The following is a 20,982-nucleotide window of genomic DNA, read 5'->3' on the forward strand; positions in this document are numbered from 1 at the left end:
AGAATCGTCCCTTGAACTTTACTTTATTGTGTTTCGGTAACTGTTTGAAACGCATTCGATCGAGCAAATTTTTCTTCTACATATTTTTTTGAGCTACTGAGTGGCATCACTAAGATGGTATTGAAACTCTTGTTATAATAATCATTACTAACCACTACACACGGTCTTTTTTTGCCATTTCATTTCCTTTGGTGGGATTTAAGTCAATAAAAGAATATCTCCTTGCCTTACCATTCAATGTTCTCCTCACCTAAATCTTTTTCAAAAAACATCTCACCTGTGTCAAATTTTCCCATTTCTTCTATGATCGCTAATTCTTGTTTCCAAAAAGCTTCAAAAGAAGGTGCTGCTTTTTCGCCTCTTACCTTGATCTCACCTTCTGGGGTAAATTCAAAAATTACCCAGTGATTCTCTTTTAAGCCTAGTATTTGCCGCACACTTTTTGGAATAGTTATTTGATTTTTCGAAGTCATTTTCGCTGAAACTTGCGCTTTGATCGTCATGAAACAGCCCCCCTTTTCAAAATGACTGTATCATAAAATGGAAGTAAACGTAAGGAGCCATCGTTCCTTTTTCGTACCACAAACGAATTTTCTCTAGCATCCAAATTTAATCCTCATTCTTCCTCCTTGTTTTCCTCATTCCGCTCACTTGCTTTGCGCTTCTGGCTTTTTTAGGTAAAATGGGAGGCGTAGTGGAAAATAAGGAGGAGTCTCAATGAAATTTATTTCTTGGAATGTGAATGGTTTACGGGCCATCGTTAAAAAAAATTTTTCTGAAGTGTTTGAAGCCCTCGATGCTGATTTCTTTTGTTTACAAGAAACAAAGCTGCAAGAAGGTCAGATCAAATTGGATTTACCAGGCTATCATCAATACTGGAATTATGCGGAGAAGAAAGGCTATTCTGGCACAGCAATTTTCGCAAAAGAACCTGCACTATCGGTCCGGTATGGATTAGGAATCGAAGAACATGATACGGAAGGTCGCGTCATCACGCTGGAGTATCCTGAATTTTTCTTGATTACTTGCTACACACCAAATTCCCAAAATGAATTGCGCCGCTTGGATTATCGCATGACTTGGGAAGATGCCTTTTTGGCTTACTTGACTGAATTGAAACAACAAAAGCCAGTGATTCTCTGTGGTGATTTGAATGTTGCCCATAAAAATATCGACATCAAAAACTGGAAAACCAATCAAAAAAGTGCTGGGTTTACACCTGAAGAACGGGAAAAGTTTTCGACTCTTTTGGCTGCTGGCTTTACCGATACGTTCCGCTATTTCTATCCAGATGCAGAAGGTATTTATTCTTGGTGGAGCTACCGTTTCAACGCTCGCAAAAACAATGCTGGCTGGCGCATCGATTACTTTGTCGTTTCGGATGACTTAAATGAGCGCTTGCTAGACGCCAAGATCCATACAGATATCATTGGCAGTGACCATTGTCCGGTGGAACTGGATCTCAACTAACCGTAGGAAAACTTCAGTTTTTCTTAACGTTTGTTCGCTTTTCATTCTTTGATTTTGTGCTAGAATGGCAATGAGGTGAGTCTGATGAATTTTATCGCAATGGACTTTGAAACAGCAAATTATCAAAAGCATAGTGCCTGTTCCCTTGCACTAGTCATGGTACAAGATAGCAAAATCGTGGGCGAATATTACACATTGATCCAACCGGAAACGGAATTTTTTTGGAAAAACATTCAAATTCATGGCATCCGTCCAGAAGATGTACAAGAAGCGCCTAAGTTTCCTGACGTATGGAAACAAATCCAACAATATTATCAACTGAACAGTTTGATCGTTGCGCATAACGCTGGTTTTGATACTGGAGTTTTGGCGGGATGTCTTGATTATTATGGGTTGTCACAACCAAATTATCTTTCCTTATGCACGGTGCGAACGAGCCGCAAGCTGTATCCAGAATTTACGAACCACAAATTAAACACGGTTTGTGAGCAATTACAGATTCCTTTACTAAACCACCATGATGCACTAGAAGATAGTCGGGCATGTGCCCAAATCTTATTGCGTCAAGAAGAAGAATTTGGTATCGATCCATTAAAAAAATTGGTTTTAGTCAAATAAATAAGAACGTGCGTCCTAAAGTCAGCATTGCGCTAGCCTTTAGGACGCACGTTTTCATTTAAGGAAGGATTCATTTTAAGTCAGATCGATCCAATAATGACAGATTATAGCGCCATCTTCAGGATCAATGACTTTTTCTGTCAATTTACCACCGTTGTTTTCAATGACTTTGGCGGAGGCGCGATTGGCTTCTTCACAGGTTACTAACACGTTGTTCAAGCCAAATTGTTTGGCCTTTACCAATGACTGTGCCAACATTGCCGAGCCGATGCCTTGCTTTCGATGGTCTGGGTGCACTGAATACCCGATGTGTCCGCCAATTTGGCGCAAATACGCATTAAGTGTCAGACGCAGATTCAAGAGACCGACCACTTTTTGATCTTGGATAGCCAGATAGGTACGGGCGGGAACGAATCCTTCTGGTACCGTTTCTGCTGTTTTAAAATCCACCAATCCCTCTAGCCAGTCTTTGGCTGTCGGACTTTCTACAAGTCCTGCCCCACCATGGATGACTTCTTGATTCTTCTCGAAGGCTTGCCGATACGCTTCGATTTGATCGCAGTCTGCGATCGTCGGTTCCCGAAACTCCATTTCCTTCACTCCTTTTTTATGATTCAAAAAGACGTGCCATCATCAAGACGTCAACTTTTTGCCCCTCGCGGGTTTGCACCGCTTCTTTCATGCAGCCTTCTGTTAAAAAACCAAATTTTTGATACAGATGGATCGCTCGTAGATTTCTCGCTTGGACGGTCAATTCGATGCGGGTCAATTCGCCAACTTCTACTACCCAGTCCAGTAATTCTTCAATCAGGAGTGAACCTAAGCCCAAGCCCCAATAGTCTTTTAAAATTGAGATACCGATCTCCCCGACATGGGCTAATTGCCACTCTTCATTGCCTTTGACTGATGCCATGGCGATCAACTGTTCTTGATCAAATGCCAACAACAGCAAATAGTCCTCCCGTTCATAGATAGCATCCAGCTGTTCTGCCAATAAGGCTTCTGGCAACGCCAAGCCGCTTTCGTCCATTAAGAGAAAATCCGTTTCTTCTCCTAGCTGTTGACTGACTGCTAACACGGCTTTCGCATCAGCACCCGTGGCTTCTTTGATCTGTAATTGGATCTCACTCATGGGCTGCCTGCCATTTGGTTGTGATCCGTTGCAAAAAGGCGGTTGCTTTGGTGCCATATGCATGACATTTCACAAAACGTTTTTGTTCATCTGTATCATCTTTTTCCAAAATCAGTTCTAAATAATCCTCTGGCAGGGAGGCTTCTAAGAGATTGCCCCACTCGATCACACACAAGCCATCCCCTTCGAAATAATCATCCAGTCCTAAATCTTCTGCACCGTATTCCACCCGATAGACATCCATATGGTACAGTGGTAGCCGCCCATTGGTATATTCACGAATGATCGTATAGGTCGGACTTTTGATCAGTTGCTCGATTCCTAGCCCCAAGGCGATGCCTTTCGTCATGGTTGTTTTGCCAGCACCTAAGTCGCCCGTCAATACCAGATTATCCCCTGGCTCGGCTACCTCTCCAATGATTTTTGCAAATGCTGCGGTTGCTTCTAAGTCGTTAATGGTAAACATAGTCCCCATCCTTTGATCAATCTAATTTACTAGTTGCTAGTATAGCCTGTTTTTCAAGGAATTGTAAAGAAGGAGCTTAGGGAAAATTTCCCGACGATCACTGGATCGTTTCTTTTGCGCTCACTTCCTCCTTTGCTGCCCTCAACTTTCCAAGAGCAAAACAAAAAACTGACCCTCAAGGGATCAGTTTTTCATCAGTGCAGCGATTGGCTGCTTATTTTTCCATTAGTGTTTGTGCCGCAGTAATGATTGATAATTTGTAGACATCTTCTTCATTTGAACCACGAGACAAATCAGAGATTGGTTTGTTCAATCCTTGCAAGATTGGTCCAATCGCTTCAAAGTTACCGAAACGTTGGGCGATCTTGTAACCAATGTTTCCTGATTGTAAATCTGGGAAAACAAAGACGGTTGCTTTACCAGCTACTTCAGATTCAGGAGCTTTCAATTGCGCAACTGCTGAGATATACGCAGCATCGAATTGCAATTCTCCATCGATTTGGTATTCTGGTGCCAATTCTTTGGCGATTTTTGTTGCTTCAACGACTTTATCTACTTCTGGTGCTTTCGCAGAACCTTTCGTTGAGAAGCTTAACATAGCAACTTTTGGATCGATTTCAAATAATTCAGCGGTTTTCGCTGAGTCAACAGCGATTTCTGCTAATTCTTGTGCAGTTGGGTTTACATTGATGGCACAGTCTGAGAACAAGTATTTTTCTTGGTCACGACCACGAACCATTAAGAATGCACCACTTGTACGGCTCACACCTGGTTTTGTTTTGATGATTTGTAAAGCGGGTCTTACTGTATCACCCGTAGAATGGATCGCTCCTGAAACCATTCCTTCAGTAATGCCCATGTAAGTCAACATTGTACCGAAATAGTTGACATCTTTTAAGATTTCTTCTGCTTGTTCTTTCGTTGCTTTGCCGTTGCGGCGTTCCACAAAAGCTTCAACCATTTCATCCCAACGATCATAATTTTCAGGATCTAAAATTTCAAAGTTTGATACGTTGATTCCGCGAGCTTCTGCTGCTTTTTCGATTTCAACCGGGTTACCGATCAAAACGGGTTCAATCAATTCTTCTGAACGTAAACGGCTAGCAGCACCTAGGATACGAGGATCTGTTGCTTCTGGAAAAACGATTTTGATATGACGACGCACGATTTTAAATTTTAAACTTTCGAATAATTCCACGGGTAAAGACCTCCAGTTTTTTTATACCCTTCCATTGTACAATAACTGCGAAAAAAAGAACAGATAAAAATCCTGTATTAGTCGATTATTTTAAATATCGTTACCTTTTTCACAAATCCACTCATTCTAAATAACACAGTTTTACAACTGTGTTATTTTTTCTGGCAACGCCCAGGAAATTGGTTCTTCCCCTAATGCCAGCAACGCTTGATTGATCTTAGAAAAAGGTTTTGAACCAAAGAATCCTCGATGTGCCGACAACGGACTTGGATGAGGCGCTGTTATAATAATATGCTTGCTGGTATCTAGCAAAGCGGCTTTCTTTTGAGCGGGTTTGCCCCAAAGCACAAAAATGACCGGTTTTTCTCGTTGATTCAATTTTTCAATAATCGTATCTGTCAGCTGCTCCCAGCCACGTCCATGATGTGAATAGGCTTGCCCTTCACGTACCGTCAATACGGTATTCAACAATAAGACCCCTTGTTGCGCCCATGGCACAAGATAGCCATGGGACACAGGTGCAATCCCTAAGTCATCGGCTAATTCCTTGTAAATATTGCGTAAGGAAGGCGGTATTTTGACCCCCGGCTGCACGGAAAACGACAGTCCGTGGGCTTGGTGCGGGCCATGATAAGGATCTTGACCTAAGATGACAACTTTTACGTCATGGTATGGCGTCAGTTTAAGTGCTTCATAAATATGATCCATCGCTGGATGGATCGTTTGCTGGGCATATTCTTGTTTCAAGAAAGCCCGTAGTTGTTGGTAATAGGGTTGCTCAAATGATTCTTGCAATTGCTCTTGCCAATCATTGTCCAATAGTCGTTTCATGGCGAATCTCCTTTGTTTTCTTCTAGGATAACAAATCCCTCCCCTTAGAAACAAGAATTACTCTTCGAAAGAAAAAAATCCGTGATTTATGGTACACTATTTGTAGAAACGATTAAGAAAGGACGCTGACAATGATCAAATTAATTGCTTCTGATATGGATGGTACGCTTTTAAATGCCAGTATGCAGATTTCAGAAGAAAATATCCAAGCAATCAAATATGCCCAATCCAAAGGAATCGAATTTATGGTCGCAACTGGCCGTAACCGTAAAGAGGCATTGCCGCCGCTGCAAGAAGCCGGGATCGACTGTGCCATGATCACCTTGAATGGGGCCCAAGTCTATGACGAAGCGGGTAATTCATTATTTACTGTGCCGATCAGCCATGAACAAACTCGTTCGTTGATCGACCTACTAAAAGAAAACGACATCTATTTTGAGATCTCAACGAGCAATGGGATCTACTCGGAAAGTCAGACACGTCGGATCGAAAATTTTGCGATCCATACGGCAGAAGCAATGCCCCATCTCACTCATAAGATGGCGATTGCTATGACAGCTGCCCGTTTAGAATTTTTACCGATCAATTATGTCGATGATTTCAGTGAGTTGTTTTCGATCGAAGAATTAGAATTTTTGAAAGTGATCTGCTTCCACCAAGACGGTGCCCGGGTATTGGGTCCTATCACGAAAATCATCGATGGGTACGGCGATCTAGTGGTGACTTCTTCTGGACAAAACAATATTGAGATCAACCACCGAAACGCGCAAAAAGGAATCGCAGTGGCACATGTCGCCAAAGATCGGATGATCTCACTGGCGGAAGTGTTGACGATCGGTGACAACTTAAATGATGTAAGTATGCTGCAACTGGCAGGCGTTAGTTTTGCAATGGGAAATGGCGAGTTAGAGGTAAAAGAAGCCGCGAAGTATTTGACGGACACCAATATTGAGGCTGGTGTCGGCAAAGCAATCGTTCGGGCAATTGATGAAAATCTTTAAACCACGCAGCTTTTTGGGGATACATGAGGAGGCGTAAGTATGTCAGAATTTTTCATCCAAGATAGGCAACTTAGCAGAGTCACACGAACCATTGTCAAAGATGAAACAGGCAAATCACTATTTTTGATGGTGGGACGTTGGGGAACTAAGGGCGATGCCCTCTCCCTTTACCGTTTAAATGGGCAAATGGTCGCTAGTATCAAACAAATCAGTTTTACTTTTGGTACACGCTTTGAGATCTACAAAGACTTTGAGAAAGTCGGTACACTGCAAAAAATCTTTAACTGGCCAGGTGATTTCTACTATATCCAACAGCTTCACTGGGCAGTCCACGGCGATATCTACAATCATCGCTATGGGATCCATCATTTCAATAAAAAGATTATGGAGATGAACAAAGCGACCTTGTTGACGGGGGATTATTATGTACTGGATGTTGTCGATGACCGGGATGCGCCGGTCTGCATTTGTATTGCGGCCGTCATGGATTACTGGCTGTACAATCGGCACCGCAAAAAAGACCATCCTCTTGAGCTTCGACTAACAAATGGAACCAGCTGAAAAATCAGCTGGTTCTTTTTTGCATATGGTCGTAAAGATGGCCACTGATCTCTCTTTGGGCCACGACTTCAAAGCCGTGCTTTTCATAGAGCCGCTTCGCATGGGGATTTGCTCGGTCAACACTCAAGCCGATCACCTCATAGCCATCTCTAGAAGCAATTTTTGGCAATGCTTCTAATAAGGCTGAGCCGACACCTTTGCCCCGAAATTTCTCAGCCACACAGATGGTATCTAAGTACCATTCATTTGGTAAAGTCTCTTCATCGATAAACAGCTTCATGTCTTTACTCAAACCGTACTGTTCCAGCACTTTATCTAGAGGCTGATCGATCGTCGCCTCTTCTTTGTCTGGGTATCCAAAGGCGACCCCAGCAACTTCTCCGTCGATCTCATTGACTAGCGCACGGCGAAAGCCGTAACGATAATCGGGTTCTAGCATGGCATCTGCCAAGATCTCTAAGGTCTTGGCTTCTCCGATCTCTTTGACAAACGGCAATTCCATGTCCTTTAAAATGACTAAAACGAGTTCAGCCATGACAAACCGATCTTCTTCTTTTGCAAATCTTATCACGTTTTTTCCTCCTTGCTTCTATACATAGAATAACAATTCTTTTAAGAAAAACCAAGTTGAATCAAAAAAATGTCCTACCTGAAGTTCCCTCTATTTATTCATGCAATTCCAAAGGCAAGCCGTCTGGATCTTGGAAAAAGGTCATTTTCTTATTCGTAAAGGTATCAAAACGAATCGGTTCGCACACAATCCCTTTAGCGGCTAACTCCGCTACGACTGCTTCAATATTTTCCACCGCAAAGGCCAAATGCCGCAAGCCGGCTGCTTCGGGAAAACTTGGTCGTGCTGGTGGGTTTTCCACCACAAACAGTTCTATTTCTGATTCCCCAAAGCGCAAGTCGATTTTTACATCTTTCTTTTCTGGGCGTGCGTGTTCACGAATCACTTCAAAGCCTAATTTTTCTACATAAAATTCTTTGGTCTGCTGGTAATCACTGGCGATGATCGCCACATGATGCATTTTTGAAAACATTATTGCCACTCCTTTGTATTGGACTCCTCTCTCAGTTTAAAGCCTTTGGCTGCATTTTACTAGAAAAGACTGCCGAAGTTCTCCTCTTTTCATAAATGGTTTCTGTTATACTAGAAAGCGGAAGGTGATGAAAAAAATGAAACTACTTTATATTTCAATCTCTGGAAATACCCGTGCATTCGTCAACCGCTTGTTGGCCTATGCGGATCAGCAAGACACTCCGAGTACTTGGGAAGCCAAAGAAATTCATGACAACAGTGTGTTTGAACAAGAAGACGAACCTTATGTGGTTTTTGTCCCTACCTATTTAGAAGGTGGAAATGGCGTCGATAACGGCGATCAGGAGATTCTCACAGAAACCATGCGGGAATACATTGACTATGAAAACAACGCAGCTCTTTGCTTAGGCGTGATCGGCAGTGGCAACAAAAACTTCAATTATCAATATTGCTTGACCGCAAAGCAATATGCGGAGCAATTTTCGATCCCGTTCTTAGCGGATTTCGAGCTGCGAGGCACGACCCAAGATATTGAACGGATCTATGCTTGTTTGAAAGAAATCGATCCTGCCCACAGCAACACTTAACTTTAGCCAGCATTCATTAGCCATTAGGAGGACTTTTGCATATGGAACCACAAACGATGGTCATTTTGATCATACTCGCCAGCATTCTCATCTTGACCGCACTAGATATCTGGAATCGATACAAAGTACGCCGTTACGTTCGGCTTGCTTGGGGAAAGCTTCCCCGTCAGCCCCGCTTTGATAAAGAAGCGAGTTTGAAAAAGGCTTGGCTGACTGAGAAGAAGTTTCACGATTTTGATAGTGAGATCGATGACATCACTTGGTATGACTTGGATGGCTTTTCGTTGTTTGAGTCCATTAATCTGACGTTTTCCAGTGTTGGTTCAGAAGCATTGTACCAGCAATTACGCAATTTTCGCTTCAAGACGGACAAACAGCTGACCAAATTGATCGACTTTTTTGCTGCTGACAGTGCCGCACGCGAACAATCCCAATATACGTTTGCTCGTTTAGGAAAACAAGATGATAATTTTTCGAAAGCCTACTTGGCCAATGAAGCTGCGCAATCGATCGGCTCTCTGCCGTTCTTTGTCTTTTTAGGTGTGCTGCCGTTAGTCGGCATCTTGCTGCTCCTGCTGGGGTTTGTCCAAGGCATCCTGTTGACGTTGGTTAGTGTCGTTTTCAATACGATCTATTACTCCATCAAAAAAGCCAAGCTGGAAACAGAACTGAACAGCATGCGCTATTTGGTTCAAACAATTGCCTGTGGCAGTCAGATCGCTAAAATCAACACGCCCCTCCAAGATGAGATCAAACAATCCTTGGCACCATTAAAGAAGATCACTCGTTTCGCTTTTTCGTTTCGTGCCAAAAACGGCAGCGAAGGAGACATGTTGTTTGAATACATTAATATCATTTTTATGCTGCCGTTTATTTCCTATCAAACGGTCACTACTACCCTGGCAAAGCACCAACAAGCAGCCATCGATCTGTGGAATTTGCTGGGAAAATTGGAAGTCGCAGCCGCCATTTTAAATTTTCGCACGTATATGCCCATCACTTGCCTACCGACCTTCCAAACAAGCGGAGGTGTAGAAGCAACGGGTACGTATCATCCCCTTCTGAGTGAAGCAGTCATGAATGATGTCACTTGGACCCACAATACCCTTGTAACTGGCTCCAATGCCTCAGGCAAATCGACATATGTCAAAAGTGTCGCCATCAACTGTATTTTGGCACAAACGATCCAGACAGCAGTAGCTGAAACCTTTACGATGGTTCCTGGTCACGTCATTACCTCGATGGCTGTCGAAGATGATCTATTTGAAGGCGACAGCTATTTCGTGGCGGAGATCAAATCCATCAAACGCCTGCTAGATACCGTTGCCACGAAACAGCGCTGCTACTGTTTTGTTGATGAGATTTTAAAAGGAACCAATACGGTGGAACGAATCGCTTCTTCTGCTAGCATCATCCATTGGTTGCGAGCCTACCCATCATTAGCCTTTGTCGCTACCCATGATATTGAGCTGACTGAAATTTTGAAAAATGATTGCCGCAACATTCATTTTTCTGAACAAGTCACGGAAGATGACGGCATCTCCTTTGATTATAAGGTCAAATCCGGTCCTGCCTTGAGCCGCAACGCGATCGCCCTCTTAAAAGTCATGGGCTACCCTGAAATGATCGTTCAAGACGCCTATGCCGCCGCCAATGATTTTGATCAAAACCGTAAATGGCAGGAATTATAACTTCACACACAAAAAAGCGCCTTATCCCAGTGTCAGTCACAGGATAGGGCGCTATTTTATGTTTCATTTAGTCAAACAAACCAGTCGTTAAACTGTATTGCTCTCCTTGTAGCACATCGTATTGGATCAAACTATAGGCATCATAGATTTCTTGGGCTTCTTGATCCAACGCAAGAGTCGTCTGCCATTGTCCCTCTTGATAATATTGACCCAGTTCAAAAGCCGGCAACTCATCTTGCAAGGCCAACAACAACTGGTAAAACCCGCTGGTTGGTTGATCACTGGCTTCTAATAGGTTCGGCGCAAAGTAAAAAGGACTTGTTACTGGTACATCTTCTGGTGCAAAATTCCCTTGCGAATCAACCATCAAAAACTCGGTTTCATGCAGGGCAGCCGTTTCATTTTGATCCTTGATCTCATCGGCATAAATGCCTGGTAAATGATCGCCCCAAAAGACGACCAGCGTTCGCCGATCCAGCTGCTCTAATTCAGCCACAAAGTTTTTCAACGCTGTACTGCTATAAGAGATATCCTGTAGGTAGTTTTCCAAGGAAGCCATATTGCCCGGACCGCTCGCTTGGTAATTCAGCGTATCGTATTTGCCAGCATAGGGCATATGGGTCTGCATCGTCACTAAATGGACAAATTGCGGTTGCTGATCGTTTTCCAACAATGCCAGCACTTCTTTGTAGGCCGCCTCATCAGAGATGTAAGGATTATTTTCGATTTTGTCGGTATAGGTCATCGTCTCTTGATCGATAAACTGTTCAAACCCCATCACCCCATAGACATCCTTGCGTTTGTACATCGATGTATCGTAAGGATGGATCGCCGTTGCCGTATACCCGGACTGTTCCAAGAAAGAAACGAGGGATGGCAGTTGCGTCAATTTCGGCACCAGCATCGTATAAGGTGTCGTCATTTGCGGATTCAATAGACCCATGGCAAAACCAGTCAACGCTTCAAACTCGATGTTTGCCGTACCGCCCCCATAATTTTGCGAAAGCATTTTTCCACTGATGGTTTGATCAGCGACGTGGTAATAGTCTTTCAACGGATCGCCGGTGATCGACAAGCCATTTAAATGGCTCGGGTCGGAAAAGCTTTCACTCATCACATAAACGATACTCGGAGCTTCACTTTCACGATCTTGGTTTTTCTCCGCCGCCTGTGCATTGTAGGTGTCCGCAATCGCTTGGATCGCTTCTTTTGAATACCCCTCAGGCTTCGTCATGGCATCTACCCGCAAGTTGTACAAAAACCCACCGATAAATCCCGTATTGTAATAGTTCATTTTTTGTGAATACGGAATCCAGAGCGCCGTCTGATTGTAGGCTTTGCGTAAAAGGTTGTTGCTGTCGTTGAAGTGAGAAACATAGACTAAGCCTAGCGAGCATACGACCAGCACTGCCCCTCGCATCACTTGCAAACGCCGGTTTAATTTGCGGCTGCGATAGATACTCCAGCCGATCGCTCCGATCGCCGCCAGAGCGAAGAGGATGGCTAAGAAAAAGGCGCCATTGCCGATCATAGTTCGTAGAAGGTCGAATTGAGTGACCATCTTTAAATCATCGGGATAGATTGGTTCTTGGCGATAGACCATCTTCGTGTGGTTGGCATATCCTAAGATTCCGATGACGACACTATAAAAGATGCCCCCGATCAGTACCGAACCTGCCAAGCTGGCAAACACCCCATACACCAGCAGTAACACCCCACAAGCCAAGAAAAACTTTGCTGTATGCCACGAAAAGGCAAATTTCAAGGCTAATTCAACGGAAAGATTGTTTTGACACCATTGCAAATATAAATTACTGAAAATGATCAACAGGACGATGGCGATGCCTTTTAATGCGATCTTCAGATAAGGATGGCTATTTATTTTCACGAAGGAACATTCCTCCTTTTCTACACGTTCTAGGTACCCCCGTATTTTATGCTTTCAGGACAAGAAAGTAAAGCCAGGGCAAGAAGCTTTTGTTATTTTTAAAGAAAGCAACCCTCATATAAAAAGAGTCTAAGGTTTCTTGCCCCCTAGACTCTTCTTTCTATCTGAATGGAACGGAATCACTGGTTTCGTTTATTTCCAAAAATCGTCAAAAATCGTGACGGGCAAGTGGCGTTTGTGTTGCGTTTTGTTCCACCAGTTTTCAATGGTTTGTTGGGCTTCAGCCGAAATTTCCTTGCCTTCTAAATAGTCATCGATGTCGTTGTAGGTCACTCCTAAAGCTGCTTCATCTGCCACTAAAGGTTTACCATCTTCCAAGTCCGCAGTTGGGACTTTTGTATACAACGCTTCTGGCGCGCCTAAGTATTGCAAGAGTTGACGGCCTTGGCGTTTATTCAAACGAAATAGTGGTAAAATATCGGCTCCGCCATCCCCATACTTCGTAAAGAAGCCGGTGATGTTTTCCGCAGCATGATCTGTTCCCAGAACAGCCCCTGCTTTTTCACCCGCAATGGCATATTGTGTGATCATCCGTTGACGGGCTTTGATATTGCCTTTATTAAAGTCAGAAACCGCTAAGCCTGCTTCTTCCACCGCTTGCACTTGGGCATCGACGGCGGCTTTGATGTTTACCCGCAGCTCAATATCTGGTTTGATAAATTCAATGGCTTTTTTGGCATCTTCTTCATCTGCTTGTTCCCCATAAGGTAAGCGTACCCCTATGAACTGATAGTTGGGATTCCCGGTTTCGCTACGCATTTCCTCCATCGTCAATTGCGCGATTCGGCCGGCTAACGTCGAATCTTGTCCACCACTGATCCCCAAGACAAACGTATGCAAGAACGGATTCTTTTGCAGATACGCCTTTAAAAAATCAATACTCTTACGAACTTCTTCTTTCGGGTCGATGGTCGGTAAGACTCCTAATTCTTTGATAATTTCTTGTTGCATGGTCATAGAAACGCCTCCTCTTATTTTTTGAACCAGCTGACTGATCTTAGGACCAGCGCAGTTGCGGATTACAAAATCGCGCCATTGGTCTGTTTGCGTACTTTTTCAATCGTGCGCATTTTATGATCCCAGCATTCTTGCGAGAGATCGACTGGGTATTTCTGTGGATTCAAATCACGTTTGTACTCATCCCAAAGGGAATCCAAGCAATTCGTCGCATAGGCTTTGACGTGTTCTAAGTCAGGCACTTGATACACTTGCTGGCCATCTACAAAGATGTCTTGCAATAATGGTCGCGCATCAAAGTCCGTCACTGTTTTGTTGATAAAAGTGTGAACAGGATGGAACATGAACAGTTCGTCTGCTGCTTGGGGATTTTCTTCCCATAACGTGACATAATCGCCTTCGGACTTGCCGTCCGATTTACGGGTGATCCGCCAGACTTGTTTTTTCCCAGGGGTCGAAACCTTTTCGGCATTGCTGGATAATTTGATGGTGTCGATCATTTCTCCCTGCTCATTTTCGATGGCAACCAGTTTATAAACCGCACCTAATGCCGGTTGATCGTAAGCGGTGATCAGCTTGGTGCCGACACCCCACACATCGATTTTCGCCTTTTGCATTTTCAAGCTTAAAATCGTATTTTCGTCTAGATCATTGGAAGCATAGACTTTGGCTTCCGTGAATCCCGCTTCATCCAGCTGTTCACGGACTTTTTTCGAGATATACGCCATATCGCCGCTGTCGATCCGCACACCTAAGAAATTGATTTTATCCCCCATCTCTTTGGCCACACGAATCGCATTTGGCACACCTAAGCGCAATGTATCATAGGTATCGACTAAGAATACGCAATCTTTGTGGGTTTGGGCATACGCCATAAATGCATCATAGTCATTGCCGTAGGATTGCACGAGGGAATGGGCGTGGGTTCCGCTGGCTGGGATGCCAAAAATCTTCCCTGCCCGCACATTACTCGTTGCATCCGCTCCGCCAATATAGGCCGCTCGAGTCCCCCAAATGGCTGCATCCAATTCTTGTGCCCGCCGTGAACCAAATTCCAACAAGGGATCCGTGCCGATCACGGATTTGATGCGGGCAGCTTTCGTGGCGATCAAGGTTTGGAAATTGACCATATTTAGTAACGCTGTTTCGATCAGCTGCGCTTGTGCCAACGGCCCTTCTACTTGAATGATCGGTTCATTGTTGAAGACCAAATCGCCTTCTAACGCTGAACGAACGGTACAAGCAAACTTGAACTCTTTTAGATACTCTAAAAAGGCTTCTGGGTAGCCGCCGATTTCTCGCAAGTAGGCAATATCCGTTTCTGAAAAGGATAAATCGTTCAAATAATCGATCAATCGTTCCAGACCGGCAAAGATCGCATAGCCGTTTTCAAAAGGCATGTCACGGAAATAGCATTCAAACACCGCATTACGATCGGCTCTGCCTAACTCCCAATAGGTTTGCATCATGTTGATTTGGTAGAGATCGGTGTGTAGCGTCAAGCTGTCATCTTTAAATAATTTCTGCATGTTCTTACTCCCTCTAGCTTACTTCTTCTCATTATAGCAAAAAAAACACAAAAGACAGAAAAACTTGTTTTTTCAAAAAAAAGTTGGGTTTTTGCCAGTACAAGACAATCCACCTGAGAACAAATTGCTCAAAGCATGGGTCAACCTCCTACTTATTGCGCATTATTTACGCGCTCGTATAAGGTCGCCCCTTTGTTCAACGTTTGATTACTCTTGCAACGTGCATGTCCCAACTTCTTTCAACTAGTGTTCTTTCACAGGCAATTGAACAAGAATGACATCTTTTCTCGGTTTAGAAAAGGTGATGCCTCTTGCTTCCATTTCTTTACGAATATTAACATTGACGGTCACGTCTTTGCGATCGACCTTCAGCAAACGATGAATCGCTGTGTCGACTTCTTCCCGACTGATTTTCTTTTTATTGTTGATCAATACTAAAGAAATCGTATCAAAACTACCCACATAGAGAATCTGCGTCCGATCAAGCGAGTACAATTTATAGTATTTGATCGCTATTTTGTCGAATAGGTACTTGGAGATGTTCGGGTAAAAAGTTTCCATATTTAGATTTTGGTTTACTGGGGTTTCAATCAACTTCATGCACAACATCCTCTCTCGAAACTAATTCTGTTAAAATAAAGCGGCCAACACCGCCGTCTTCCGCGCGCTCAATGGTTCGATCACAAACTGCTTTGATCGCTGGGCTGGCATTTGCTACAGCCAAAGAAACATCCACCGCTTCAAACATCGCAAGGTCATTTTCACCATCACCGATCCCATAGCTTTTGGCAGCGGGAAAAGCTTCTAAAAAGGAACGGATCGCGGCACCTTTGGTCGCCAATGGATCAACGATCTCCAGTGTTTGGACAAAGGATTGAAAAATCGCAGCCGTTTCTGATTGGATCATCTCCCGCAGCCGTTCTCTTTTTTCGTCTGACGCTTCCATCAGTTCGATTTTGATGACCTTTATCTCTGGATGTTCCTTCATAAACTGCAGCACGTCGTCTTTATGAAGACATTCGTTGTAGAAGAACTCGTATTTGTAGTCAGCGATGATTTGTCCTCGCTCCCCTAACTCCGCGAGTAACTGCTTGCGGCTTTCTTGAAATTGCGCTTCATACAAATGCGCTTGTGGGGAAATGATGCCATGGTCAGTATGTAAGAAATAAAAAACCTCTTCTGTTTCTAAGATACCAATCACTTGCGCCAAGGTCTTATAGGGCAAGGTATGCGTCAAAACAGGCGCTTCTCCTTTTACCATCAGACCAGCGCCGTTTCCAAAAATCACATCGCAGGAAAGGCCTTCTTCCGCCATCATATCTTGAACAAGCTCAAATCCTCGCCCTGTGACAAACACAAAGTGATCTCCTTGGGCTTGCAAACAACGGATGGCTTCTTTATTGATCTCATGAATCGGGTGCCCCATTTCTTGAAACGTCCCATCAATATCAGAAAAAACTATTTGCATCTTATCTTCCTTTCTTTGTTATAATTATAGCACATTTTAAAAAACGCAAAAAAATTTTCTTGACTTTGTCGTTACGTCAACCTTTAGGATACAGGTGTAAGGAGGGAAAAGCCGATGGAATATACGATCAGTGCCTTAGCCAAACTGTCAGGAGTCAGCAGCCGTACCCTGCGGTATTATGATCAGATCAAGTTGTTACAACCGCAACGCACCAACTCAGCTGGTTACCGTATCTACGGGAGGCAGGAAGTCGATCGCCTACAGCAGATTTTGTATTTTAAGTCTTTTGGGCTGTCATTAGAAACGATCCGCGGGATCTTGGATGAGCCGCAAGCGTCGATCCAAACGGTCTTGTTGCAGCATTACCAACAGCTTTTACAAGAACGAGCAGCCCTGGACAGTCTTTTGACCACCTTAGCGCAAACAATTGATTATTATGAAGGAGAAAAGACGATGACCGATCAAGAGAAATTCAGTTATTTTAAGGAACAAAAAATTCGTGAAAACGAAGCAAACTACGGTGCCGAGTTACGAGAATCCTACGGTGAGGAAATCATCGAACAAAGCAACCAAAAGTGGCAGCAGATTACCCAAGTCGATTATCAAGCACTGACCGACAACGAAAACCGCTTATTGCAGCTGTTAAAAGAGCTATTGACTGAAAAGGAAGGAAAACGAATCCCTTCTGACAAAGCCCAAATGGCTTTTGCTGCGCATCAAGCATGGCTTACACAAGCAGCGCCCTTTTACTCAGCAGAATATCACCGATCTTTAGGGGAAATGTACGTTCAAGACGAGCGTTTTACCGCCTATTACGATCAAAAAGCGGGTGTCGGCAGCGCCCAGCTGTTGAAACAGATCATTGACCATTACACCAAATCCCATTAAAAAAACGATGCGCAAGCACTGCCCGCTCAGGGGCTTTGTTTGCGCATCGTTTCGTCTATGCTATCGTTTGATGAACTCATAGGGCATGCGATAGTTGCCGCTTTTTTCCATTATCGCCAATTGGACGGCAGTCTCCCCGCAAGCTTGCAAGTGATGATCGATCGTTGAAAGCTGCAGCAGCTCGCTGATGTATAAATTGTCCCGTCCAATCACAAGCCATTCTCCCGGCGCCTGCGACTGGATCCCAGCTGCAACATGATCCCCATTGGTGAAGATCGCTTCGACCCCTTTATCTGCAAAATAAGCAGCTGCTTCTTTGCCATCTTCTTCCGTCAAACAATCCCAAAAGATCAAGTCTTCGGAAAAGGTCGGAAAATAGTCATGAGCCAAACGGACCGTGATTTTTGAATTGCTGCTTAGCTTACGGCTACGTCCCAATGTCACGCCGATTTTCTGGATACCTTGTTCCTTAAAATACGTAAAGACTTCTTTGATCGATTCCTCCCGATCGATATAGGTGCAGCCGTCAGTCAAATACGGGATATTCTCACAAAAGACGATGCGACCGTAAGAACGATAAGGCAATAAGGTTTCGATCGGATTCGCCCGCGAGGCAATGATCAAGGCATCAAAGCTTTTCGCCGCAAATTCTTGCAAATACGCTTCCTCTACTTGCGGATCATAGTTCGTGGCTAAAAGCGTCACCTTATAACCCCGGGCAAACGCTGCTGTCGTGATGCCGCTCAACAAGCGATCGAAGTACGGATGATTGACAAATGGCAGAATCACACCAATATTTTTGGTTTTGCCAACACTCAATGCCCGTGCCGTGTAATTCGGAATATAGTTGACCTCTTCCATGACAGCCAGGATCTTACGACGCTTTTCTTCACTTACATACGGATTGTTGTTAATGACTCGTGAAACTGTGGAGACCGAATAACCGGTCAAGCGTGCAATATCCCGAATGTTTGCCATGACTCACTGCTCCTTAAACGAATAATTGTTCTTTCATATAGTCTATCACACTTAACCCACATGTATAAAATTCATAGTAATCATTGTGATGAATAAAACCGATCCGCTGAGAACCGAAGTGTTCATCACATGTCAAATGACTGATCTCATCCACCGGAATTTCTACCAACCGTTCTTGAAAGAACCCTTTTGGTTTCGTCAATACCAATTGTTGTCCATCAAAAGCCAACGTTACATAACAACATTCCGCACCATTTTTCTTCATGTACGTATTCATTTTTTCATCCCGCCTTCCTTTTTATGAATCAAGCATACTGTATGAAACGCGTCTCAGAGCAAGTCATTTGTTTCACTTTTTAACAAAAACCGATCGACCTTCATGTGAATTACTTCGCATATTTTGCTTTTGTTGGTACAATAAAAAGAGAACAGTGCGAAAGGAAGCGCGATTTTTTTAAGGAGGACCGCAAAGTGACATTAGAAGAAGCTTTTTTATTAGACACCTTGCGATGCCGCTTCAAATTTTTAAGAGAAGAACGCGGATTGAGCCCAAAAGAAGTATGCCAGCATCTCGATGTGCCTTACCCCGATTACACCTTATATGAAGCAGGCGATCGCTTACCCGATGTATTGACGCTGCTACACGCAGCTTCCCTCTATAATGTCTCTGTCGATTACTTACTAGGACAGACAGAACGACCAGAACGGTATTTATGCTAACAATCGACTTTATCGAAAAAACGATCAAACGGTCGTTTTTTCTTTTGTCTCTTTCCCACTTTTAATCAATTAGCAACAATCGTTATCTAATCGAATGAAAAAATCAAAACATGCGGTTCTTCTTGAAAAAAAATGATAGAATAAACCATCATACATAGAAGGAGTTCAAACAAACATGACCTATGCACTAGAACTAACCGATTTACGCAAAGTCTATGCTACCGGCGTTGAAGCGTTGCGGGGCATAAATTTGACGGTGGAAGAAGGCGACTTTTATGCCTTGTTAGGCCCAAACGGCGCTGGAAAGTCCACCACCATCGGCATTATCACCTCTCTTGTCAATAAATCTTCCGGAAGCGTCAAAGTCTTCGGCTACGATTTAGATAAAGAATTGGTCCAAGTCAAACAACAGATTGGTCTAGTTCCCCAAGAATTCAATTTCAATCCCTTTGAAACGGTCCAGCAGATCGTGGTCAATCAAGCCGGGTATTATGGTGTCCCCCGCAACGAAGCCATCAAGCGCAGCGAAAAATACTTGAAGCAGTCGAATTTGTGGGAAAAACGCAATGTTCGTGCGCGGATGCTGTCGGGCGGGATGAAACGCCGTTTGATGATCGCTCGTGCCCTGATGCATGAACCACGGCTATTGATTTTGGATGAACCGACGGCAGGTGTCGATATCGAATTGCGTCGGGAAATGTGGAGCTTTTTGCGGGAGCTGAACCAAAATGGCACAACGATCATTTTGACGACCCATTATTTAGAAGAGGCGGAAATGCTTTGCCGCAACATCGGTATCATCCAATCTGGTGAACTGATCGAAAACACCAGCATGAAATCCTTGTTGGCAAAACTGCAATTTGAAACCTTTCTTTTTGATATCGCACCGATCAAACAAGCCCCAACGATCACTGGATATCCGATCCAAATGGAAGATGAACAGACCATCGCCGTTGAAGTCGCTCGAAACCAAGGCGTCAACGATCTTTTTGCTCAATTCAGCCAGCAAGGGATCAATGTCCTCTCCATGCGCAACAAATCCAATCGCTTGGAAGAACTATTTTTGAAAATCACCGAAGAAGCACACGAAGCGGAGGAAAACCATGTTTAGTCTTTATTTTACAGCCTTAAAAAGTTTAGCGGTCAAAGAGACCAACCGCTATCTACGGATTTGGGTGCAGACCCTCGTCCCACCCGTCATCACTACTTCCTTATACTTTATTATCTTTGGGAAAATGATCGGCAGCCGCATCGGCGAAATGGGCGGCTTTTCTTATATGGAATTTATCGTTCCTGGGCTGATCATGATGTCGACGATCACTAGTTCTTACTCTAATGTGTCTTCTTCCTTCTTTTCACAGAAGTTTCAAAAAAACATTGAGGAACTCTTAGTGGCGCCGGTTCCTACCCACGTCATCATTTGGGGCTTTGTCTTTGGCGGACTTGGCCGTAGTATCTTGGTGGGCACATTGGTGACCATCATTTCCCTTTTCTTCGTGCCATTACATGTGTATTCTTGGGTCATCGTTGTCTTAACCCTAGTCATGACCGCCATCTTATTTTCATTAGCAGGGTTGCTAAATGGGATCTTCGCCCAATCCTTTGACGATGTTTCCATCGTGCCAACCTTTGTTTTACAACCATTGACCTATCTTGGAGGCGTCTTTTACTCCATCAGCATGCTACCGCCGATTTGGCAAACGATCTCCAAAGTCAACCCGATCGTGTATATGATCTCTGGTTTCCGCTACGGCTTTTTAGGCACCATCGATGTCCCAATTTTCCTATCCATCGGTATTTTGGTCTTGTTCATTGTTGTCTTATACAGCGTATGCTGGTACTTGATCCAAAAAGGCCGCGGGCTGCGTAGTTAATTGCAAAGAAAAAAGATGAACTT

26 protein-coding genes are annotated in these 20,982 nt (G+C 43.8%); 10 read left to right on the forward strand and 16 right to left on the reverse strand.

Translation table 11 applies throughout. The features are described from left to right. Nucleotides 1–23: 23 nt before the first annotated feature. Nucleotides 24–155, reverse strand: a complete 132-nt coding sequence (locus IAE45_RS18855) for a hypothetical protein (protein ID WP_005228524.1) — start codon at nt 153–155, stop codon at nt 24–26. 72 nt (nt 156–227) lie between these two features. Continuing rightward, entirely contained in the window at nt 228–503 is a 276-nt protein-coding gene (locus IAE45_RS05985; RefSeq protein WP_005228523.1) for an AbrB/MazE/SpoVT family DNA-binding domain-containing protein, read from the reverse strand. Nucleotides 504–717: 214 nt separating this feature from the next. Here IAE45_RS05985 and IAE45_RS05990 point away from each other — a divergent pair, with 214 nt between their 5' ends. Continuing rightward, nucleotides 718–1,470: an exodeoxyribonuclease III gene (locus IAE45_RS05990; protein WP_200125400.1), complete on the forward strand. Its 753-nt coding sequence runs from the start codon at nt 718–720 to the stop codon at nt 1,468–1,470. Nucleotides 1,471–1,554: 84 nt separating this feature from the next. Beyond that, nucleotides 1,555–2,088, forward strand: a complete 534-nt coding sequence (locus IAE45_RS05995) for a 3'-5' exonuclease (RefSeq protein ID WP_010749886.1) — start codon at nt 1,555–1,557, stop codon at nt 2,086–2,088. 75 nt (nt 2,089–2,163) lie between these two features. On the opposite strand, the gene IAE45_RS06000 is transcribed toward IAE45_RS05995, so the two are convergent. The 5 genes from IAE45_RS06000 to IAE45_RS06020 all read right to left on the reverse strand — a co-directional run bounded on the left by IAE45_RS06000 (nt 2,164) and on the right by IAE45_RS06020 (nt 5,715). After that, nucleotides 2,164–2,679 (reverse strand): GNAT family N-acetyltransferase, encoded by a 516-nt coding sequence (locus IAE45_RS06000; RefSeq protein ID WP_010749887.1) that lies wholly within the window; start codon nt 2,677–2,679, stop codon nt 2,164–2,166. 16 nt (nt 2,680–2,695) lie between these two features. Further along, nucleotides 2,696–3,220: a GNAT family N-acetyltransferase gene (locus IAE45_RS06005; RefSeq protein ID WP_008380704.1), complete on the reverse strand. Its 525-nt coding sequence runs from the start codon at nt 3,218–3,220 to the stop codon at nt 2,696–2,698. Next, nucleotides 3,213–3,686, reverse strand: a complete 474-nt coding sequence (gene tsaE, locus IAE45_RS06010) for a tRNA (adenosine(37)-N6)-threonylcarbamoyltransferase complex ATPase subunit type 1 TsaE (RefSeq protein ID WP_200125409.1) — start codon at nt 3,684–3,686, stop codon at nt 3,213–3,215. The genes IAE45_RS06005 and tsaE overlap by 8 nt, the downstream gene beginning before the upstream one ends. 214 nt (nt 3,687–3,900) lie before the next feature. After that, nucleotides 3,901–4,884: a phosphate acetyltransferase gene (pta, locus tag IAE45_RS06015; protein WP_005228517.1), complete on the reverse strand. Its 984-nt coding sequence runs from the start codon at nt 4,882–4,884 to the stop codon at nt 3,901–3,903. A gap of 141 nt (nt 4,885–5,025) precedes the next feature. Then, nucleotides 5,026–5,715 carry a uracil-DNA glycosylase gene (locus IAE45_RS06020; RefSeq protein WP_200125410.1) on the reverse strand — a complete coding sequence of 230 codons (690 nt, stop codon included), beginning with the start codon at nt 5,713–5,715 and terminating at the stop codon, nt 5,026–5,028. A 131-nt stretch (nt 5,716–5,846) separates the two neighbouring features. Here IAE45_RS06020 and IAE45_RS06025 point away from each other — a divergent pair, with 131 nt between their 5' ends. Next, entirely contained in the window at nt 5,847–6,716 is an 870-nt protein-coding gene (locus IAE45_RS06025) for a Cof-type HAD-IIB family hydrolase (protein ID WP_195266522.1), read from the forward strand. 39 nt (nt 6,717–6,755) lie between these two features. After that, on the forward strand, nt 6,756–7,277 hold the full coding sequence (locus IAE45_RS06030) for an LURP-one-related/scramblase family protein (protein WP_077451944.1): 522 nt from the start codon (nt 6,756–6,758) through the stop codon (nt 7,275–7,277). Between the two features lie 4 nt (nt 7,278–7,281). Here the strand turns inward: IAE45_RS06030 and IAE45_RS06035 are convergent, their stop codons facing one another. Next, entirely contained in the window at nt 7,282–7,848 is a 567-nt protein-coding gene (locus tag IAE45_RS06035) for a GNAT family N-acetyltransferase (protein WP_005234129.1), read from the reverse strand. A gap of 94 nt (nt 7,849–7,942) precedes the next feature. Beyond that, nucleotides 7,943–8,320 (reverse strand): SMU1112c/YaeR family gloxylase I-like metalloprotein, encoded by a 378-nt coding sequence (gene gloA2 / locus IAE45_RS06040; protein ID WP_200125412.1) that lies wholly within the window; start codon nt 8,318–8,320, stop codon nt 7,943–7,945. A gap of 136 nt (nt 8,321–8,456) precedes the next feature. Here gloA2 and nrdI point away from each other — a divergent pair, with 136 nt between their 5' ends. Beyond that, nucleotides 8,457–8,906 carry a class Ib ribonucleoside-diphosphate reductase assembly flavoprotein NrdI gene (nrdI, locus tag IAE45_RS06045; protein ID WP_005228511.1) on the forward strand — a complete coding sequence of 150 codons (450 nt, stop codon included), beginning with the start codon at nt 8,457–8,459 and terminating at the stop codon, nt 8,904–8,906. A gap of 41 nt (nt 8,907–8,947) precedes the next feature. Continuing rightward, nucleotides 8,948–10,597, forward strand: a complete 1,650-nt coding sequence (locus IAE45_RS06050; RefSeq protein ID WP_200125414.1) for a MutS-related protein — start codon at nt 8,948–8,950, stop codon at nt 10,595–10,597. A 67-nt stretch (nt 10,598–10,664) separates the two neighbouring features. On the opposite strand, the gene IAE45_RS06055 is transcribed toward IAE45_RS06050, so the two are convergent. From IAE45_RS06055 to IAE45_RS06075, 5 genes are all read right to left on the reverse strand, one after another. Then, nucleotides 10,665–12,485, reverse strand: a complete 1,821-nt coding sequence (locus tag IAE45_RS06055; protein ID WP_200125416.1) for an LTA synthase family protein — start codon at nt 12,483–12,485, stop codon at nt 10,665–10,667. Nucleotides 12,486–12,677: 192 nt separating this feature from the next. Then, entirely contained in the window at nt 12,678–13,502 is an 825-nt protein-coding gene (gene nadE, locus IAE45_RS06060; RefSeq protein ID WP_195266520.1) for an ammonia-dependent NAD(+) synthetase, read from the reverse strand. A gap of 62 nt (nt 13,503–13,564) precedes the next feature. Continuing rightward, the gene (locus IAE45_RS06065; RefSeq protein ID WP_200125418.1) at nt 13,565–15,031 is read right to left on the reverse strand and encodes a nicotinate phosphoribosyltransferase; all 1,467 of its coding nucleotides are present in this window, start codon (nt 15,029–15,031) and stop codon (nt 13,565–13,567) included. Nucleotides 15,032–15,274: 243 nt separating this feature from the next. Next, complete coding sequence (locus IAE45_RS06070; protein ID WP_200125420.1) at nt 15,275–15,631, reverse strand: DUF1827 family protein; 357 nt, start codon at nt 15,629–15,631, stop codon at nt 15,275–15,277. Next, complete coding sequence (locus IAE45_RS06075; RefSeq protein ID WP_086337935.1) at nt 15,618–16,499, reverse strand: HAD-IIB family hydrolase; 882 nt, start codon at nt 16,497–16,499, stop codon at nt 15,618–15,620. Before IAE45_RS06075 ends, IAE45_RS06070 begins: the two co-directional genes overlap by 14 nt. 114 nt (nt 16,500–16,613) lie before the next feature. On the opposite strand from IAE45_RS06075, the gene IAE45_RS06080 reads away from it, so the two are divergent. Beyond that, on the forward strand, nt 16,614–17,387 hold the full coding sequence (locus tag IAE45_RS06080) for a MerR family transcriptional regulator (RefSeq protein ID WP_200125422.1): 774 nt from the start codon (nt 16,614–16,616) through the stop codon (nt 17,385–17,387). Between the two features lie 60 nt (nt 17,388–17,447). Here the strand turns inward: IAE45_RS06080 and IAE45_RS06085 are convergent, their stop codons facing one another. Both IAE45_RS06085 and IAE45_RS06090 read right to left on the reverse strand, forming a co-directional pair. Continuing rightward, nucleotides 17,448–18,365 (reverse strand): LacI family DNA-binding transcriptional regulator, encoded by a 918-nt coding sequence (locus IAE45_RS06085; protein WP_081117944.1) that lies wholly within the window; start codon nt 18,363–18,365, stop codon nt 17,448–17,450. A gap of 13 nt (nt 18,366–18,378) precedes the next feature. Continuing rightward, nucleotides 18,379–18,642, reverse strand: coding sequence for a hypothetical protein (locus IAE45_RS06090; protein WP_005228502.1), 264 nt, complete (start codon nt 18,640–18,642; stop codon nt 18,379–18,381). A 194-nt stretch (nt 18,643–18,836) separates the two neighbouring features. On the opposite strand from IAE45_RS06090, the gene IAE45_RS06095 reads away from it, so the two are divergent. From IAE45_RS06095 to IAE45_RS06105, 3 genes are all read left to right on the forward strand, one after another. Then, nucleotides 18,837–19,085: a helix-turn-helix domain-containing protein gene (locus IAE45_RS06095; RefSeq protein ID WP_077451962.1), complete on the forward strand. Its 249-nt coding sequence runs from the start codon at nt 18,837–18,839 to the stop codon at nt 19,083–19,085. 175 nt (nt 19,086–19,260) lie between these two features. Next, nucleotides 19,261–20,196 carry an ABC transporter ATP-binding protein gene (locus IAE45_RS06100; protein ID WP_142424655.1) on the forward strand — a complete coding sequence of 312 codons (936 nt, stop codon included), beginning with the start codon at nt 19,261–19,263 and terminating at the stop codon, nt 20,194–20,196. Beyond that, on the forward strand, nt 20,189–20,959 hold the full coding sequence (locus tag IAE45_RS06105) for an ABC transporter permease (RefSeq protein ID WP_005228499.1): 771 nt from the start codon (nt 20,189–20,191) through the stop codon (nt 20,957–20,959). Before IAE45_RS06100 ends, IAE45_RS06105 begins: the two co-directional genes overlap by 8 nt. The last annotated feature ends 23 nt before the right edge of the window (nt 20,960–20,982 follow it).

This window comes from Enterococcus sp. S53, from assembly GCF_016516865.1.
Lineage (GTDB): Bacteria > Bacillota > Bacilli > Lactobacillales > Enterococcaceae > Enterococcus_D > Enterococcus_D innesii.

Bases quoted from the DNA above. Each gene is read 5' to 3' on its own strand.
- IAE45_RS05985 (WP_005228523.1), bottom strand. From the start codon at position 503: ATGACGATCAAAGCGCAAGTTTCAGCGAAAATGACTTCGAAAAATCAA.
- IAE45_RS05990 (WP_200125400.1), top strand. From the start codon at position 718: ATGAAATTTATTTCTTGGAATGTGAATGGTTTACGGGCCATCGTTAAA.
- IAE45_RS05995 (WP_010749886.1), top strand. From the start codon at position 1,555: ATGAATTTTATCGCAATGGACTTTGAAACAGCAAATTATCAAAAGCAT.
- IAE45_RS06000 (WP_010749887.1), bottom strand. From the start codon at position 2,679: ATGGAGTTTCGGGAACCGACGATCGCAGACTGCGATCAAATCGAAGCG.
- IAE45_RS06005 (WP_008380704.1), bottom strand. From the start codon at position 3,220: ATGAGTGAGATCCAATTACAGATCAAAGAAGCCACGGGTGCTGATGCG.
- tsaE (WP_200125409.1), bottom strand. From the start codon at position 3,686: ATGTTTACCATTAACGACTTAGAAGCAACCGCAGCATTTGCAAAAATC.
- IAE45_RS06020 (WP_200125410.1), bottom strand. From the start codon at position 5,715: ATGAAACGACTATTGGACAATGATTGGCAAGAGCAATTGCAAGAATCA.
- IAE45_RS06025 (WP_195266522.1), top strand. From the start codon at position 5,847: ATGATCAAATTAATTGCTTCTGATATGGATGGTACGCTTTTAAATGCC.
- IAE45_RS06030 (WP_077451944.1), top strand. From the start codon at position 6,756: ATGTCAGAATTTTTCATCCAAGATAGGCAACTTAGCAGAGTCACACGA.
- gloA2 (WP_200125412.1), bottom strand. From the start codon at position 8,320: ATGTTTTCAAAAATGCATCATGTGGCGATCATCGCCAGTGATTACCAG.
- nrdI (WP_005228511.1), top strand. From the start codon at position 8,457: ATGAAACTACTTTATATTTCAATCTCTGGAAATACCCGTGCATTCGTC.
- IAE45_RS06050 (WP_200125414.1), top strand. From the start codon at position 8,948: ATGGAACCACAAACGATGGTCATTTTGATCATACTCGCCAGCATTCTC.
- nadE (WP_195266520.1), bottom strand. From the start codon at position 13,502: ATGACCATGCAACAAGAAATTATCAAAGAATTAGGAGTCTTACCGACC.
- IAE45_RS06065 (WP_200125418.1), bottom strand. From the start codon at position 15,031: ATGCAGAAATTATTTAAAGATGACAGCTTGACGCTACACACCGATCTC.
- IAE45_RS06070 (WP_200125420.1), bottom strand. From the start codon at position 15,631: ATGAAGTTGATTGAAACCCCAGTAAACCAAAATCTAAATATGGAAACT.
- IAE45_RS06075 (WP_086337935.1), bottom strand. From the start codon at position 16,499: ATGCAAATAGTTTTTTCTGATATTGATGGGACGTTTCAAGAAATGGGG.
- IAE45_RS06080 (WP_200125422.1), top strand. From the start codon at position 16,614: ATGGAATATACGATCAGTGCCTTAGCCAAACTGTCAGGAGTCAGCAGC.
- IAE45_RS06085 (WP_081117944.1), bottom strand. From the start codon at position 18,365: ATGGCAAACATTCGGGATATTGCACGCTTGACCGGTTATTCGGTCTCC.
- IAE45_RS06090 (WP_005228502.1), bottom strand. From the start codon at position 18,642: ATGAATACGTACATGAAGAAAAATGGTGCGGAATGTTGTTATGTAACG.
- IAE45_RS06100 (WP_142424655.1), top strand. From the start codon at position 19,261: ATGACCTATGCACTAGAACTAACCGATTTACGCAAAGTCTATGCTACC.
- IAE45_RS06105 (WP_005228499.1), top strand. From the start codon at position 20,189: ATGTTTAGTCTTTATTTTACAGCCTTAAAAAGTTTAGCGGTCAAAGAG.